Source organism: Stenotrophomonas sp. AG209, assembly GCF_003550055.1.
In the GTDB taxonomy this organism is placed as follows: domain Bacteria; phylum Pseudomonadota; class Gammaproteobacteria; order Xanthomonadales; family Xanthomonadaceae; genus Stenotrophomonas.
The window spans coordinates 757,709-773,062 of sequence record NZ_QXDB01000001.1 but is presented as its reverse complement, the minus strand read 5'-3'; the positions used below and the strand labels follow the sequence as shown (position 1 = coordinate 773,062).

Here is a 15,354-nt window from a genome sequence, read left to right as displayed (position 1 = left end):
CGGTTGCGCGCGGGGTCGGATCCCGTTCCGCAGGAAGGGGCTCTGACCCCTGGGCGGCCATCCTTGCCTCGGGGGAACAATTGTTTTGCCGGCGCATGCCTGTTGCATGGCAGTCGGCATCCCCATCCTTTGCGGCACTCCCCCCCGCAAGAGATTGCCGCCATGATGTTCACCCCCCACCGCCTGGGCGCGCTGACGTTGCCCAACCGCATCGTGATGCCGCCGATGACACGCTCGCGTGCAGCGCACGGCAACGTCGCCACCGCGGATATGGCCGCGTATTACGCGCAGCGCGCAAGTGCCGGCCTGATCGTCAGCGAAGGCACCCAGATCAGCCCGCAGGGCCAGGGTTATGCCTGGACCCCGGGCATCCACAGCCCGGAACAGGTGCAGGGCTGGCGCCGGGTGACCGATGCGGTGCACGCCGCTGGCGGCCGCATCTACGCCCAGCTGTGGCATGTGGGCCGGGTCTCGCACGTGGCCCTGCAGCCCGGCGGCGCCGCGCCGGTGTCGTCGTCGGCGCTGCTGGCCGAGGGCGCGAAGGTATTTGTCGACCCCACCGGCGCAGGCCCGGAAGCGGGCGTGGGTGAAATGATCCAGCACTCGATGCCGCGCGCGCTGGCCGAGGACGAGATTCCGGGCATCATCGCCGACTATGCCCAGGCCGCCCGCAATGCACTGGCCGCCGGCTTCGATGGCGTCGAGCTGCACGGGGCCAATGGCTACCTGATCAACCAGTTCATCGACTCGCAGGCCAACCAGCGCAGCGACGGCTATGGCGGCTCGCTGCAGAACCGGCTGCGTTTCCTGCGCGAGGTCGTGGAGGCGGTGACCGCGGTGACGGGCGGTGATCGTGTGGGCGTGCGCCTGGCGCCGCTGACGACGCTGCAGGGCGCGGTGGACGATACGCCGCAGGCTACCTACCTGGCCGCGGCGCACCTGCTGGGTGCGCTGGGCGTGGGCTACCTGCACATCGCCGAAGCCGACTGGGACGATGCACCGCCGATGCCGGTGGCCTTCAAGCAGGCGCTGCGCATGGTCTACCCGGGCACCCTGATCTACGCCGGCAAGTACACCGCCGAGCGCGCCGAGCAGGCACTGGCGGAAGGCTGGGCCGACCTGATCGGCTTCGGTCGCCCGTTCATCGCCAACCCGGACCTGCCGGAGCGCCTGCGTCTGGGTGCGGAATTGAATCCGCCGGATCGGGCGACGTTCTTCGGCGGTGGTGCGGTCGGGTTCACCGATTACGCGACGCTGGAAGAGAGCGTCGCGGCCTGATCCTGGAGGCTGCCGGCCAGCGGCCGGCACTACCGGGGCGCGCGGGGCAGGGTAGTGCCGGCCGCTGGCCGGCATTTCTGTGTCGGATCAGGGCTTGTCGCGCACCAGCGCGTCGGCCTCGACCACGCCGCCATCCTTGCCATGCAGGTACAGGTGCATGTCCTGCTGCGGATACGGGATGTTGATGCCGGCCTTGTCGAAGCCCAGCTTGAGCTGTTCCAGCAGCGTGACCTTGGTACCGAACCAGTCGGCCGACTTCACGTAGCAGCGGATGCCAAGATTGATCGCGTGCGCGCCCAGCTCGTACACCACCACGTCCGGTGCCGGCGTCTGCAACACGCGCGGGTCGGCCTTCATCAGCGCCAGCGCGGTGTCGCGCGCCAGCTGGATGTTGTCTTCATAGCCGATGCCCACCACCAGTTCGACGCGGCGGGTCGGCTCGGCGGTCAGGTTGATGATCGGCGCGGCGGTGATCAACGTGTTCGGAATGGTGGTGTGCTGGTTGTCGGCACCGGTGATGACGGTCTGGAAGATGCGCACTTCGCGCACCGTGCCGGTCTGTCCGGCCACCGTCACCACATCACCGACGCGGAACGGGCGCAGCGTCACCAGCATCACGCCCGAGGCGATGTTGGACAGCGAATCCTTCAGCGCCAGGCCTACCGCCAGGCCGGCGGTGCCAAGTACGGCCAGCAGCGGGGTGATCTGCACGCCCAGCGTGCCGATCGCCAGCACCACCACGATCACCAGCGACGCGGCGTACACCACGTTGCGCAGGAAATTGCCCAGCATCGGGTCCACGCCCATGCGCGCGGTGGCGCGTGGCATCGCGTTGGACAGGCGTCGTGCCACCCACATGCCGACCAGCAGCACCACGATCGCGGCCAGCAATGGCACGCCGTAGGTCTCCAGCAGGCGTTCCCAATCGAGCGAGTGGAACCAGGGCGTTGCGGCGGGAGCGGGTGCGGCGGCGACGATCATGCGGAAATCCTTTGCTGCGGGGGAAGTCTGCGTGGGGCAGGGCGTACGTGGACGCCAGAAACACGAAGCCCCGCAGAGGCGGGGCTTGCGTGCAGCAGCAGTATGGGCGGACGCCGATGAACACGACGTCAGCCCATCATGGCATCAGCCGTTGGCCTTCAGCTTGGCCAGGCGCAGCCAGGTATCGACCACGGTGTCCGGGTTCAGCGACACCGACTCGATGCCTTCCTGCATCAGCCATTCGGCCAGATCCGGATGATCGGACGGGCCCTGGCCGCAGATGCCAACGTACTTGCCCTTGGCACGTGCCGACTTGATCGCCATCGACAGCAGCTTCTTCACTGCCGGGTTACGTTCGTCGAACAGGTGCGCGACGATCGACGAGTCACGGTCCAGGCCCAGGCTGAGCTGGGTCAGGTCGTTGGAGCCGATCGAGAAGCCGTCGAAGATTTCCAGGAACTCATCGGCGAGCAGTGCGTTGGACGGCACTTCGCACATCATGATGATCTTCAGGCCGTTCTCGCCCTGCTTCAGGCCGTTCTGTTCCAGCACCTCGATGACCTTGCGGCCTTCTTCCAGGGTGCGCACGAACGGAATCATGACCCACAGGTTGTCCAGGCCCATTTCGTTGCGCACGCGCAGCACGGCCTTGCACTCCAGCGCGAAGGCGGCCGAGAAGCTCGGGTCGACGTAACGGCTGGCGCCGCGGAAGCCGATCATCGGGTTCTCTTCGTGCGGCTCGTAGTTGCTGCCGCCGATCAGGTTGGCGTACTCGTTGGACTTGAAGTCCGACAGGCGCACGATCACGGCGTTCGGGGCGACCGAGGCGGTGAGGGTGGCGATGCCTTCGGCCAGGCGATCCACGTAGAAGCTGACCGGATCACCATAGCCGGCGATCTTCTCGTCGATCTTCTTCTTCGTCGCTGCGTCCTGGCGGTCGTATTCCAGCAGCGCGTTCGGGTGGATGCCGATGTGGCTGGCGATGATCATTTCCAGGCGGGCCAGGCCAATGCCGGCGTTCGGCAGCTGGCCGAAGTCGAAGGCACGTTCCGGGTTGGCCACGTTCATCATGATCTTCAGCGGTGCCGGCGGCATGTTGCCCAGATCGGTGGTGGTGCGCTCGAAGCCGAGCTTGCCTTCGTAGATGAAGCCGGTATCGCCTTCAGCGCAGCTGACGGTGACCAGCTGGCCATCTTCGATCACCTTGGTGGCGTTGCCCGAACCGACCACGGCCGGCACGCCCAGCTCGCGCGCGATGATCGCGGCGTGGCAGGTACGGCCGCCACGGTTGGTGACGATGGCCGAAGCGCGCTTCATCACCGGCTCCCAATCGGGATCGGTCATGTCGGCGATCAGCACGTCGCCCGGCTGCACGCGGTTCATGTCATCCAGCGTCTTCACCACGCGGGCCACGCCCGAGCCGATCTTGGCACCGACGGCACGACCTTCGGCCAGCACGTTGCCGCCCTTTTCAGTCAGCGCGAAGCGCTCGATCTGGGTGGCATGGCTGCGCGACTTCACCGTTTCCGGGCGGGCCTGCACGATGAACAGCTTGCCGCTGACACCGTCCTTGGCCCACTCGATGTCCATCGGGCGGCCGTAGTGCTTTTCGATGACCAGCGCCTGCTTGGACAGTTCCTGCACGTCCTCGTCGCTGATCGAGAAGGTGTTGCGCAGTTCGACCGGGGTGTCCTCGATCCTGACGCGCTCACCCGGGACATCCGAGTACACCATGCGGATCGCCTTGCTGCCGAGCGAACGGCGCAGGATCGCCGGCTTGCCGGCCTGCAGGGTGGGCTTGTAGACGTAGTACTCGTCCGGGTTGACCGCGCCCTGCACGACCATTTCGCCCAGGCCGAAGGACGAGGTGACGAACACCACGTCGCGGAAGCCGGACTCGGTGTCCAGGGTGAACAGCACGCCGGAGGAACCGACGCCCGAACGCACCATCAGCTGCACGCCGGCGGACAGGAACACGTCCTCATGCTTGAAGCCGTGGTGCACGCGGTAGGCGATGGCGCGGTCGTTGTACAGCGAGGCGAACACTTCCTTGACCTTGTGCACGACGTCGTCGGCACCGGTGACGTTGAGGAAGGTTTCCTGCTGGCCGGCGAAGGAGGCATCCGGCAGATCCTCGGCGGTGGCCGAGGAACGCACGGCCACGGCCACGTCGCCGCCGCCATTGTCGGCGCTCAGCTGGGCGTAGGCGGTGCGGATGTCCTGGTCCAGCTGCGGCTGCAGTGGCGCATCGATCACCCAGGTGCGGATTTCCTTGCCGGCGGCGGTCAGTGCGTTGACGTCCTCGACGTCCAGCGTGGCCAGCTTGTCGAAGATGCGCTTGGACAGATCGTTGTGCGCGATGAAGTCCTTGAAGGCTTCAGCGGTGGTGGCATAACCGCCCGGCACCGAAACGCCCAGACCGGCGAGGTTGCCGATCATCTCGCCCAGCGACGAATTCTTGCCGCCTACGCGGGCCAGATCGGCCAGACGCAGTTCGTGCAACCACAGGATGTTCTCGTTCAAGCGCGATGCTCCGTTTGGCCATCGCCCGAGGCGGGCTGAGTGGCCGCGTCCGTAGGAAGAAGCCGATATGATGCCGGGCAGAGCACCGTCGGCACAAGCTTGTGCTGGCGGCCTTTTTAAGCTTCGTAGGGGGTAAAAGCGCGCATGTCGACCATCCGTCCGGTGTTCTACGTTTCCGATGGAACCGGTATCACCGCTGAAACCATTGGGCATAGCCTGCTTACCCAGTTCTCCGGGTTCAGCTTCATTACCGACCGCATGTCGTTTGTCGACGACCCCGAAAAAGCGCGTGAAGCCTGTGCCCGGATCCAGGCGGCGGGGGAGCGGTACCAGGTCCGGCCGATCGTGGTGAACTCCTGCGTGGACCAGAGCCTGAGCCTGATCCTGGCCGACAGCGGGGCGCTGATGCTGGATGTGTTCGCGCCGTTCATCGAGCCGCTGGAGCGTGAACTGGCCAGTCCGCGCCTGGCGCGGGTCGGCCAGGCCCACGGCATGGTCGATTTCGACACCTACCACCGCCGCATCAACGCGATGAACTTCGCCCTGACCCATGACGATGGGATCGCGGTGAACTACGACGATGCCGACGTGATCCTGGTGGCGGTGTCGCGCGCCGGCAAGACGCCCACCTGCATCTACCTGGCCCTGCATTACGGGGTGCGCGCGGCCAACTACCCGCTGACCGACGAAGACCTGGAAAGTGACCGCCTGCCGCCGCGGCTGCGTGCCTACCGGCGCAAGCTGTTCGGCCTGACCATCGACCCGGATCGTCTGCAGCAGATCCGCCAGGAGCGTCGCCCGAACTCGCGCTACGCCAACCTGGACACCTGCAAGCGCGAGGTGGCCGCGGCCGAGACCATGTTCCGCATGGAGCGGATCCCGACCCTGAGCACCACGCATACCTCGATCGAGGAGATTTCCAGCAAGGTGCTGGCCACGCTGGGTCTGCAGCGCGAGCTGTATTGATCCTCACCTAGTAGAGCCGGCCGCTGGCCGGCTGGCCGATGAACCCTCGGCTGCGATGCAGGGCTGCCGGCCAGCGGCCGGCACTACCCAGGGGTTGGCTTGCACGTGTGCGCCCCCACGTTGAAGCACCAACGTGTAGGATCGACCCATGGCCCAAGCCTCGCCCCGCACCGAACGCATTCCCCGCCTGAGCCGGCTCAGCTGGCTCATGGGCCTGTACGCGGAAAACTACCGCCACCTGGTGCGCCTGTTCGAACCGGCCGGACTGGTGGCGGGCAGCTACATTTCCTCGATCGGCGACGGCCTGGATGTCCGCCTGGACGTGATCGAGTGCCACCGCTACACGGTGGAACTGCGCCTGACCTACGACCTGGCCGACCCGGTCACCGGTGAGCCGGATCCCTCGGCATATGTGCGCCTTTACCGTGACGCGCGCCAGGCCGAGACCACCCACTGCTACGTCGGTCGTCGCTGGCAGGACACCATGGGCCTGTACCCGCCGCCGGCGGAGCTGATCAGCCACCGCATGCGGATGAACACCTTCCTCGGCAAGTGGCTGGAATACCTGGCCGAGCGTGGCCACGGTGTCGCCACCCTGCGCCGCGATCCCGACGGCGCCGGCACGCCCGCCGAGCGCCGCCTGTCGCTGGTGCGCTGATCGGCCATAATCCACGGCTGACCTGCCGCTGGATGCTGCCCCATGCCGTATACCCCGATCGTCGCCACCCTGGGCTATGTGCTGTCGCCCGATCGTCGCCAGGTGTTGATGATCCACCGCAACACCCGTCCCGGTGACCACCACCTGGGCAAGTACAACGGGCTGGGCGGCAAGATCGAAGCGGACGAGGATGTGGCGGCCAGCATGCGCCGCGAGATCGCCGAGGAAGCCGGCATCCTCTGCACCGACATGCACCTGCGCGGCACCATCAGCTGGCCGGGCTTCGGCAAGCACGGCGAGGACTGGCTGGGCTTCGTGTTCGTCATCGATGGATTCGAGGGCACCCCGCACGGCGGCAACCACGAGGGCACGCTGGAGTGGGTGGACCTGGACAAGCTGGACACGCTGCCGATGTGGGAGGGCGACCGCAACTTCCTGCCGCTGGTGTTCGACGCCGACCCGCGCCCGTTCCATGGGGTGATGCCGTACAAGGACGGCCGCATGGTCAGCTGGTCCTACAGTCGTCTGTGACCCGAAGAATCGGGTGGGCGCCAACCTTTCGGGTGGGTGCCAACCTTGGTTGGCACGCTCCCCTGGTTAATTAATACCCGGGCAATATTGACTCCCGTAAATTACCCGGGCAATATTGGCGCGTCACCTCTGATGCCATTGCCATGCCTGCGTCCCGACTTCCTCCCTTCAGCTGTTTCGACGGCCATCGCCTGGTCGCTTCCGGTACCCCTGAAGTGGCTGCGCTGGCGTTGAAACAGCTGCGTGCCGACAACGCCGCCGGTCCGCTGCTGGTATTCGACAACGCCAGCGGCCGAACCCGCGATTTCGACACGCGCGGCAGCGACGCAGAACTGCTGGCGCGGGTGACCGAAGCGTTTCCCGCCGCCATGGAGGCGGAGGCCGATGCCACTGCCGAAGATGCACCCGCAACCCCGCGTGGCCGTGGCCGCCCCAAGCTGGGCGTGGTCGCCCGCGAAGTGACGCTGTTGCCGCGCCATTGGGCGTGGCTGGCCGAACAGCCGGGTGGGGCTTCCGTGGTACTGCGCAGGCTGGTGGAAGCGGCCAGCCGTGCCGGTGCCGACAAGGACCGGCAGCGCCGCCACAGCGAGCGTGCCTATCACTTCCTGCAGGCCATCGCCGGTGACCTGCCGGGCTTCGAGGAGGCCATCCGCGTGCTGTTCGCGCACGACCGCGCGGGCCTGGAAGCGGCGCTGCATTCCTGGCCCGAGGACGTGCGTGACCACGCCCTGCGCCTGGCCTTCGAAGACGCTGACGGCTGAGCCATCGCGCCGTTGCTGAGCGACGGCGTCATCTGATCGCGGGCCGCGGCCCGCTTCCCCTGTGCTTGCTTTGCTGGCGGAAACGCCGGGCAGGGCGGCGCCTTGCCCAGAGAACCCCATGAGCACCCCTGTACATCCGATACCTCCGGCAGCACCCCCGCTTTGGCGCACCTACCTGACGCTGCTGCTGCCGATGTTGCTGACCAATGCGCTGCAGCTGGCCGCAGGCACGCTGGACAACATCTATCTCGGCCACCTGCTTGGCACACAGGCGGTGGCTGCGGCCGCCGCGTTCTTCCCGGTCTTCTTCCTGCTGCTGGCCCTGGTGATGGGCCTGGCCACGGGCGCAATGGTGTTGATCGGCCAGGCCTGGGGCGCGGGTCGCCCGCAGCAGGCACGCGCGGTGGCTGGCAGCGCGGTGGCGCTGATCCTGCTGTTGTCGGTGCTGGTGATGGCCTTGGGCGGCGGTTTCGCGCCACAGCTGCTGGCGGCGCTGGGTACGCCGGCAGCGGTCCTCAGTGAGTCCATTGTCTATGCGCGCGTGCTGCTGCTGGCGGCCCCGGCGTTCTTCCTGCTGTGGCTGGCCACTGCCGTGAGCCGTGCAGTGGGCGATGCGACGTCGCCGCTGCATGCGCTGCTGCTGGCCACGGCGGTCGGTCTGCTGTGCACGCCGCTGCTGATCCTGGGCGGGGCAGGCCTGCCGCAGCTGGGTTCGGCCAGTGCGGCCGTATCCGCGGCGTTCGCGTCGCTGCTGGCCCTGGCCTGGTTGCTGTGGCGCTGGCATCGGGTGCGGCATCCGCTGGCGCCGGGCCGTGACCTGCTGCGCGCCATCCGTTTCGACGGCGCGATCATCCGCGAGATGCTGCGCATCGGCGTGCCGTCTTCGTTGCAGATGCTCAGCCTGGCCATTGCCGAGATCGTGTTGCTGGGCTGGATCAACCGCTACGGCTACACGGCCACGGCCGCCTATGGTGCGGTCAACCAGTTGATGAGCTGGGTGCAGCTGCCGGCGATGTCACTGGGCATTACCGCCACCATCCTCGCGGCGCATGCGATGGGCGCGGGGCGTACGGCGCGGCTGCCCGCCATCGCCCGCGCCGGCGTGCTGCTTGGACTGGCGATGCTGAGCGCGGTGGTGCTGCTGGTGATGGTGCTGGCGCCCTGGCTGACTGGGCTGATCCTGGTGACGACCGAAGCGCGCGAACTGGCCACGCTGCAGTTGCGCACAGTAGCGTGGGGCGTGCTGGCGATGGGAGGCAGCACTGTGCTGGTCGGGGTGATGCGCGGCAGCGGAACGGTTTTGCTGCCCGCGTTGCTGGGCATGGCGGCGGTACTGCTGCTGGAGCTGCCGCTGGCGATGTGGTTGCAGGCGCGGCATGGGCTGGCCGGCGTGTGGTGGGCGTGGCCGCTGGGGTTGCTGGCGATGCTGGTGATGCAGGTGTTCTGTTTCGCGCGTTGGCGTCGGGTGCAGGCTGGGTAGTGCCGGCCTCTGGCCGGCAACCCGGAACGGTCGGGGCAGCCGGCCAGCGGTCGGGGCAGCCGGCCAGCGGCCGGCTCTACCACTTCAGCGCCGCTGTGCCAGCAGCAGGTGGAAGTGCTTTTCGCGGGTCTGGCCGTCATTGCCGCTTGCGGTTTCGCGGTGGCTGCGCCAGGCCGAGACGCGGAAGCCGGATACCCGCAGGGCCAGCTCCACCGCGTCCAGTTCATGCAGCTGGAAATCGGCGGCGAACGGCAGGCTGCGCATGAAGGCCGCATCGCCAAACGCCAGGCACAAGCGGCCGCCCCGGCGCAGCACCCGCGCCAGCTCGTCCAGCACCGGGGCCAGGTTTGGCCAGAAGTACAGGGTATTGACCGCCAGCGCCGCATCCATCGAGGCATCGCTGACTGGCAGGGCATGGGCGTCGCCGAGGCGCATCGTGGCACGGTCGCTCAGCCCGGCGGCGCTCAGGCGCTGATTGCCGGCCTCGACCATGGCAGCGGACAGTTCGATCCCCAGGTACTGGCTGTCCGCGGCCTGCAGAAGCGCGGGCGCGAAGGCGGCGTTGCCGGGACCGATCTCCAGGATGCGTTCGCCTGCCGACACCGCCAGCAGGCCGATCGCCGCGCGGTTGAGCGCGCCGTTGCTGCGATTCATTGAATCGGCCACCGCCAGTGCGGCGTCGCCATGGGGCTGCCGCAGCTGCGCGGCCAGGGAGGAGGCATCCAGCATCGTCATCGTCGTCCGTCGGTGGGTTTCGGACGTGGCGGCGGCGGGCCCGCCGATGACCATAGCGCCGACTCTGCCGCTTGGGAAGTAGGGAAACCCCGCGGAAGGGTGATGAGGAAATGTCCACCGTCGCAGTCGGTGAGATCTGGTTGTCCACAGGGGGTGTGGATTACGCGTGGGCAACTTTGTGGATAAGCCGCGACAGGCGCCACCCCCCTAGGCTGTCAAGATGGGTGGCGAAAAATTCACCGCCGGTGACGACGGGTGAGGGAGCGGTGAAGGAGTGGCCCTGCCAGCGCTGTCGCCAGCGGCGGCGCTCGCGGTAACCTGTGGGCCTTGATGCTCCGTGAGACCCCATGAAACGTCACTTCTCGATGCTGCGCGAATTCCAGCTGGCCGACTGGTTCACCCTGGCCAATGCTTTCTGCGGCACCGGTGCGGTGTTTGCCGCGATGCGCTTCCTGCAGGACGGCGAGCGCGGCTACCTGCTGTTCGGCATGGCGCTGATCCCGCTGGCCTTCATCTTCGACGCCCTCGACGGGCGCATCGCGCGCTGGCGCAAGTCCAGCTCCACCCTCGGCCGCGAACTGGACTCGCTGTCCGACGTGATCTCCTTCGGCGTGGCACCGGCAGCGCTGGCGTATGCCTGCGGCATGCAGGGCGGCTGGGACTGGCTGGTACTGAGCTACTTCGTCTGCTGTGGTGTCAGCCGCCTGGCACGCTACAACGTCACCGCCGAGGCGCTGGCCGGCGACGAGGGCAAGGTCGCGTATTTCGAGGGCACCCCGATCCCGACCAGCCTGCTGCTGGTGATCGTGCTGGCGATCGCCGCCGGTACCGATGCCATCGGCCAGAACATCTGGTTCGGCCAGTGGCAGATCGGCCCGTGGCAGCTGCACCCGATGGTGCTGTTGTTCGCCCTGTCCGGGTCGCTGATGATCAGCAAGACCCTGCGTATCCCCAAGCCATGAGCCAGCCCTGCGGAGGCCTGCGATGACCAGCTCTGCCCACGACACCGGCAGCAGTGATTTCGAAGCCCTGGCCCGGCAGTACTTCGGCGCCTGGGGCGATGCCCTGCGCCATGCGAGCACGCCCGGCGCCCCGGCCGGTGACGATCCCGGCAGCTGGCAGCGGTTGTTCGACTGGTGGGGCCAGCTGCTGCCCGAACAGGCGCACGGCGCGCCGGAAGATGCCATGCGCCGGTTCCGCGAACAGGCGGGCAGCTGGTACGGCACCATGCAGGAAGTCGCCGCCCGGTTTGCCGGCCGCGACGCCAGCAGTGCCGACGTCGCCCAGGCCTGGCGCGAAGCGGTGCAGGGGCAGGGTGACGGCATGCTGCAATGGATGCTGCAGGGCGCGCGTGGCAGCACCCACGCCGGTGCCGCGGTGCCGGAATTCGCCGCCTGGCTGCAGCAGTTCCAGCTGCAGGCCGGCCCGTGGCTGCAGAGCCCGGCGTTCGGGCCTGGCCGCGAGCATCAGGCGCGGTGGCAGGCCCTGCTGCGTGCGCAGGAGGAATACCAGCAGCATTCGCGCGCCTACGTCGATCAGATCAAGCAGGCGCTGGACGAGGCCTTCGCACTGTTCGAGCAGCGGCTGGCCGAGCACGAGCAGCCCGGCAGCCAGCTGACCAGCGCCCGCGCGATGTTCGACCTGTGGATTGAAGTGGCGGAGGAAGCCTACGCCAAGGTCGCCATGTCCGAGCCGTTCCAGCAGGTATACGCCGCGCTGGGCAACGCACAGATGCGGCTGCGCGCCGGCCTGCAGCGCGAGGTGGAACAGATGAGTGAACGGATCGGCCTGCCGACCCGCAGCGAGATGGACGCAGCACACCGCCGCATCGCCGAGTTGGAGCGCAGCCTGCGCCGCCTGCAGGCGCAGGTGGTGGCCATGGCCGGTACGGGCGAGGTCGATCCGGTGGCGCAGCCGGCACCGGCGAAGGTGAAGCCTGCCGCGCGCAAGGCCGCGAAGAAGGCCGCGCCGGCAAAGAAGGCGTCTGCGAAAAAGGTGTCTGCGAAGAAGGCGCCCGCGAAAAAGGCTGCACCTCGCACTTCCACGCGGGCGCGTGACCGATGAAAGGACCGCTGGGCTTCAACGCCGATGACCTGATGCAGGAAACCCTGGCCATGCAGCGCAAGCTGATGGAAGGGCTGAAGCTGCTGCCGCAGGTGGAAGACGTGGACTATGGCGTGACCGCGCGCGAGGAAGTCTGGCGCGACGGCAAGGTGGTGCTGTACCGCTTCGTCGGCGAGCAGGCACCGACCCGGCGCACGCCGCTGCTGATCGTCTACGCGCTGGTCAACCGGCCGTACATGGTCGACCTGCAGGCCGACCGATCGCTGGTGCAGAAGCTGCTGGCGCTGGGCCAGGACGTCTACGTACTGGACTGGGGCTACCCGGATCGCTCGGAGCGCTTCCAGACCCTGGAGGACTACCTGCTGCGCTACATCGATGGCGCCGTGGATGCGCTGCGCGCGCGCAGTGGTGGCCCGGTCGACCTGCTCGGCATCTGCCAGGGCGGCGTGTTCGCGCTGTGTTACGCCGCACTGCGCCGGCAGAAGCTGGGCAAGCTGATCACCATGGTCACCCCGGTTGATTTCCAGACCGCCGACAACATGCTCTCGCACTGGGCGCGGCAGGTGGACGTGGACCTGCTGGTCGACACGCTGGGCAACATCCCGGCCGACCTGATGAATGCCAGTTACCTGATGCTCAAGCCGTTCCGCCTGAACGTGCAGAAGTACGTCGGCCTGCTCGACATCCTCGATGACAAGGCAGCGCTGGAGGATTTCCTGCGCATGGAGAAGTGGATCTTCGATTCACCGGACCTGGCGGGCGAGGCGTTCCGCGACTTCATCAAGCAGTTCTACCAGGGTAACGGGCTGGTGAACGGCACGGTGCGGATCGGCGAGGAAGCGGTGGATCTGTCGCAGGTGACCCTGCCGGTGCTGAACATCTATGCCGAGCAGGACCATCTGGTGCCGCCGGATGCCTCGCGCGCAATGCGTGGACGCCTGGGTACGGACGACTACACCGAATCCAGTTTCCGCGGCGGCCATATCGGCATCTACGTGTCCGGCCGCGCACAGCGCGAAGTGCCGGCCACGATCGATGGCTGGTTGAAGGCGCGCGACGCGTAAAGGCTGCTTCGGTTTTTGTAGCGTCGAGCCATGCTCGACTGCATGGAGAATGATGATGTCGCAAAGGATTTCGCAGCTGCTTGCCACGCTGCTGCTGGCAGCGCCCCTTGCCCAGGCCGCCCCCAGCGCGGATGCGCGAAGAGAAATCGCCCAGCTGATCTCCAGCCTGGACGGCTCCCAATGCCGGTTCCAGCGCAATGGCAGCTGGTACGACGGCAGCGATGCGCGCGCGCACCTGCAGCGCAAGTACGACTACCTGCTGAAGAAGGACATGGTGGACAGCGCCGAGCAGTTCATCGAGCGCGCCGCCAGCCAGAGCAGCATGAGCGGCAAGCCCTATCGCATCCAGTGCCCGGGGCAGCCTGAACAGACGGCAGCGGCCTGGTTCGGTGCACGCCTGCAGGCATTGCGTCACCGCACGCCGTAGACACGGCCCGGGTGTAGAGTCGAGCCATGCTCGACTGGTTCTGCCCGCAAGCCGAGGAGACGCCGCCATGAACACCACGCCCAAGACGCTGTCGCGCTCGCTGAACGACCGCATGATTGCCGGCGTGATGGGCGGAATCGCCCACCGCTTTGGCTGGAACCCCACGCTGGTGCGGATCGTGTTCGTGCTGGTCTCGATCGGCTCGGCGGCTTTCCCCGGCATCCTGGTCTACCTGATCCTGTGGCTGCTGATGCCGAACGAGGCCGATTGAAGACTGCTCCGGAGCCCTGGCCGGTCTGGCTGCGCGCGCTGCAGGTGCTGGGCGCGGCATGGGCGTCCCCCAATTCCCTGCTCGGCCTGATCGGTGGCCTGGCCGGCATGCTCGGCGGCGCGACGCTGCGCTGGAGCGGGCGGGACTGCGCCCTGGTGTTCGACCGCTGGCCGTGGGGGCCGGGCGGGGCGATCACGCTGGGCAATGTGATCCTGCATACCGGCCATGACCTGGGCATTTCCTGCCGCACCTATGCGCACCAGGCCGGGTGGGGCGTGGAGCCGCTGATCCGGCTGGACGACCACGAGCGCGCGCACGTGTACCAGTACATGGTGCTGGGGCCGCTGTACCTGCCGGTATACCTGCTGTGTGGTGGCGTGAGTGCGCGCAACCCGTTCGAGCGCGCGGCGGATCATTTCGCCCGGTTCGGGCGTGGCTGGTGGCCGTAGGTTCCAGCCAACGGCGCAGCCCCTCGTGGCTTGGTCGCGGAATATGTTTCATGTGATTGGGTCGGGCGGGGTGGGTTCGCGGGACACGCCGTAAACCCGTCCCTGGGGGCTCGATGGCGCCATCCATGGCGCCAACGGTCCCGCGAACCCACCCCGCCCGACCCCTGACAGTTTCCGTGCGCGTCCAGCCACGGAGAAGAAAAGGAACAGCAGAAGCGGGTCGCGCGCTGCGCTTGCTCGTGTAGAGCCGAGCCTGCGCTCGGCTTCGCGGACTGGCCTGAAAGCAGCCGAGCGTGGGCTCGACTTTACAAAAAGCGGCCAGCCAGGCTGCCATTGCTTTTGATCTTCTTTTTTCTTCTCCGTGGGTGGCAGGCCACCGAAATCTGTCAGCGGTCGGGAGGGTGGGTAGGCCGGGGTGTCCGCGGCATGGATGCCGCGGCCAAGCCCCCATGGATGGGTTCACGGCGTCCCCGGCCTACCCACCCTCCCGGCCAGCCCACAGGAAACCGGCTTTCCGCGACCAACCAAACCACCCACGAGGGGCTGCGCCGTTGGCGGGAATCCCCTGCGTATTCGTTAGCCGGAAGTTAAAGATCCGTAAGCATTCTGCTGCGATCCCGCAGTCATCTGCATGCAACCGATCGTCATTAGCCTTCGTGACGTTCCAGTCAGGTTCGACGCGGTAAGCTCTCCCTCGATGAGCTCGCAGCATCGCTCATCGAGTGCAGTACGCAGTAGCAATTTGGAGGAATACATCACATGGCAATCGTTCTTTATGTCGGTGGTAGCAAGGATGGCGAGAAGGGCGTGGTGCCCTACGGCTTCAGCAAATCCCGCGCCGACACCGCGCTGGGGCCGGAGTTCTACACGGAGCGGTTCATGGAACTGCAGGGTGTCGGCAAGGTCCGCCTGATGGCCCTGGAAAGCATGCGTGACGACATCGTCATGCAGCGCGCCGCCCGCCACTACCGCTGACCTTCGCAACACGCGGCAGGGCGCGCCCACCATCGTGCGCCCGCGCCGGCATCCCAGCCCAGGGCCAGTCCGAGCCCTCTCTTCGCCAGGATGCCGGCGTCCACTCCGGCCCCGCCGCTGAACCTCGCCCCCTGTCAATGCCTTGTCCGGCTCCGTTGTGGATTGCCAGAATGGGGTCTTCTCGAAACGCG

16 protein-coding genes are annotated in these 15,354 nt (G+C 67.1%); 13 read left to right on the top strand and 3 right to left on the bottom strand.

What is annotated here, in order from left to right:
- The first annotated feature begins 162 nt into the window (after positions 1–162).
- On the top strand, positions 163–1,278 hold the full coding sequence (locus tag DFO63_RS03570) for an alkene reductase (RefSeq protein ID WP_119006449.1): 1,116 nt from the start codon (positions 163–165) through the stop codon (positions 1,276–1,278).
- A gap of 87 nt (positions 1,279–1,365) precedes the next feature.
- Here the strand turns inward: DFO63_RS03570 and DFO63_RS03565 are convergent, their stop codons facing one another.
- Both DFO63_RS03565 and ppsA read right to left on the bottom strand, forming a co-directional pair.
- Positions 1,366–2,259: a mechanosensitive ion channel domain-containing protein gene (locus tag DFO63_RS03565; RefSeq protein WP_014037624.1), complete on the bottom strand. Its 894-nt coding sequence runs from the start codon at positions 2,257–2,259 to the stop codon at positions 1,366–1,368.
- Positions 2,260–2,403: 144 nt separating this feature from the next.
- Positions 2,404–4,782, bottom strand: a complete 2,379-nt coding sequence (gene ppsA / locus DFO63_RS03560; RefSeq protein ID WP_014037623.1) for a phosphoenolpyruvate synthase — start codon at positions 4,780–4,782, stop codon at positions 2,404–2,406.
- A 144-nt stretch (positions 4,783–4,926) separates the two neighbouring features.
- On the opposite strand from ppsA, the gene DFO63_RS03555 reads away from it, so the two are divergent.
- From DFO63_RS03555 to DFO63_RS03535, 5 genes are all read left to right on the top strand, one after another.
- Positions 4,927–5,748 carry a pyruvate, water dikinase regulatory protein gene (locus DFO63_RS03555; protein ID WP_014037622.1) on the top strand — a complete coding sequence of 274 codons (822 nt, stop codon included), beginning with the start codon at positions 4,927–4,929 and terminating at the stop codon, positions 5,746–5,748.
- Between the two features lie 148 nt (positions 5,749–5,896).
- Positions 5,897–6,406 carry a DUF1249 domain-containing protein gene (locus tag DFO63_RS03550; protein WP_032956108.1) on the top strand — a complete coding sequence of 170 codons (510 nt, stop codon included), beginning with the start codon at positions 5,897–5,899 and terminating at the stop codon, positions 6,404–6,406.
- A 42-nt stretch (positions 6,407–6,448) separates the two neighbouring features.
- On the top strand, positions 6,449–6,937 hold the full coding sequence (locus DFO63_RS03545; RefSeq protein WP_101765708.1) for an 8-oxo-dGTP diphosphatase: 489 nt from the start codon (positions 6,449–6,451) through the stop codon (positions 6,935–6,937).
- Between the two features lie 143 nt (positions 6,938–7,080).
- Complete coding sequence (locus DFO63_RS03540) at positions 7,081–7,698, top strand: DUF2239 family protein (RefSeq protein ID WP_101765707.1); 618 nt, start codon at positions 7,081–7,083, stop codon at positions 7,696–7,698.
- Positions 7,699–7,816: 118 nt separating this feature from the next.
- Positions 7,817–9,178: an MATE family efflux transporter gene (locus DFO63_RS03535; protein ID WP_119006448.1), complete on the top strand. Its 1,362-nt coding sequence runs from the start codon at positions 7,817–7,819 to the stop codon at positions 9,176–9,178.
- 84 nt (positions 9,179–9,262) lie between these two features.
- On the opposite strand, the gene DFO63_RS03530 is transcribed toward DFO63_RS03535, so the two are convergent.
- The gene (locus DFO63_RS03530) at positions 9,263–9,913 is read right to left on the bottom strand and encodes a class I SAM-dependent methyltransferase (protein WP_119006447.1); all 651 of its coding nucleotides are present in this window, start codon (positions 9,911–9,913) and stop codon (positions 9,263–9,265) included.
- 347 nt (positions 9,914–10,260) lie between these two features.
- Here DFO63_RS03530 and DFO63_RS03525 point away from each other — a divergent pair, with 347 nt between their 5' ends.
- The 7 genes from DFO63_RS03525 to DFO63_RS03495 all read left to right on the top strand — a co-directional run bounded on the left by DFO63_RS03525 (position 10,261) and on the right by DFO63_RS03495 (position 15,163).
- On the top strand, positions 10,261–10,875 hold the full coding sequence (locus DFO63_RS03525; protein ID WP_014037616.1) for a CDP-alcohol phosphatidyltransferase family protein: 615 nt from the start codon (positions 10,261–10,263) through the stop codon (positions 10,873–10,875).
- A 22-nt stretch (positions 10,876–10,897) separates the two neighbouring features.
- Positions 10,898–11,977: a class III poly(R)-hydroxyalkanoic acid synthase subunit PhaE gene (phaE, locus tag DFO63_RS03520; protein ID WP_119006446.1), complete on the top strand. Its 1,080-nt coding sequence runs from the start codon at positions 10,898–10,900 to the stop codon at positions 11,975–11,977.
- Positions 11,974–13,041, top strand: coding sequence for a class III poly(R)-hydroxyalkanoic acid synthase subunit PhaC (locus tag DFO63_RS03515; RefSeq protein WP_049444248.1), 1,068 nt, complete (start codon positions 11,974–11,976; stop codon positions 13,039–13,041). The genes phaE and DFO63_RS03515 overlap by 4 nt, the downstream gene beginning before the upstream one ends.
- A gap of 52 nt (positions 13,042–13,093) precedes the next feature.
- Positions 13,094–13,468 (top strand): YfeK family protein, encoded by a 375-nt coding sequence (locus tag DFO63_RS03510; RefSeq protein ID WP_119006979.1) that lies wholly within the window; start codon positions 13,094–13,096, stop codon positions 13,466–13,468.
- 67 nt (positions 13,469–13,535) lie between these two features.
- The gene (locus tag DFO63_RS03505; RefSeq protein WP_014037612.1) at positions 13,536–13,739 is read left to right on the top strand and encodes a PspC domain-containing protein; all 204 of its coding nucleotides are present in this window, start codon (positions 13,536–13,538) and stop codon (positions 13,737–13,739) included.
- The gene (locus tag DFO63_RS03500; protein WP_014037611.1) at positions 13,736–14,188 is read left to right on the top strand and encodes a hypothetical protein; all 453 of its coding nucleotides are present in this window, start codon (positions 13,736–13,738) and stop codon (positions 14,186–14,188) included. The genes DFO63_RS03505 and DFO63_RS03500 overlap by 4 nt, the downstream gene beginning before the upstream one ends.
- Before the next feature lie 759 nt (positions 14,189–14,947).
- A complete protein-coding gene (locus DFO63_RS03495) occupies positions 14,948–15,163 on the top strand; it encodes a hypothetical protein (RefSeq protein ID WP_006452005.1) in 216 nt (71 codons plus the stop codon).
- Positions 15,164–15,354: the final 191 nt, after the last annotated feature.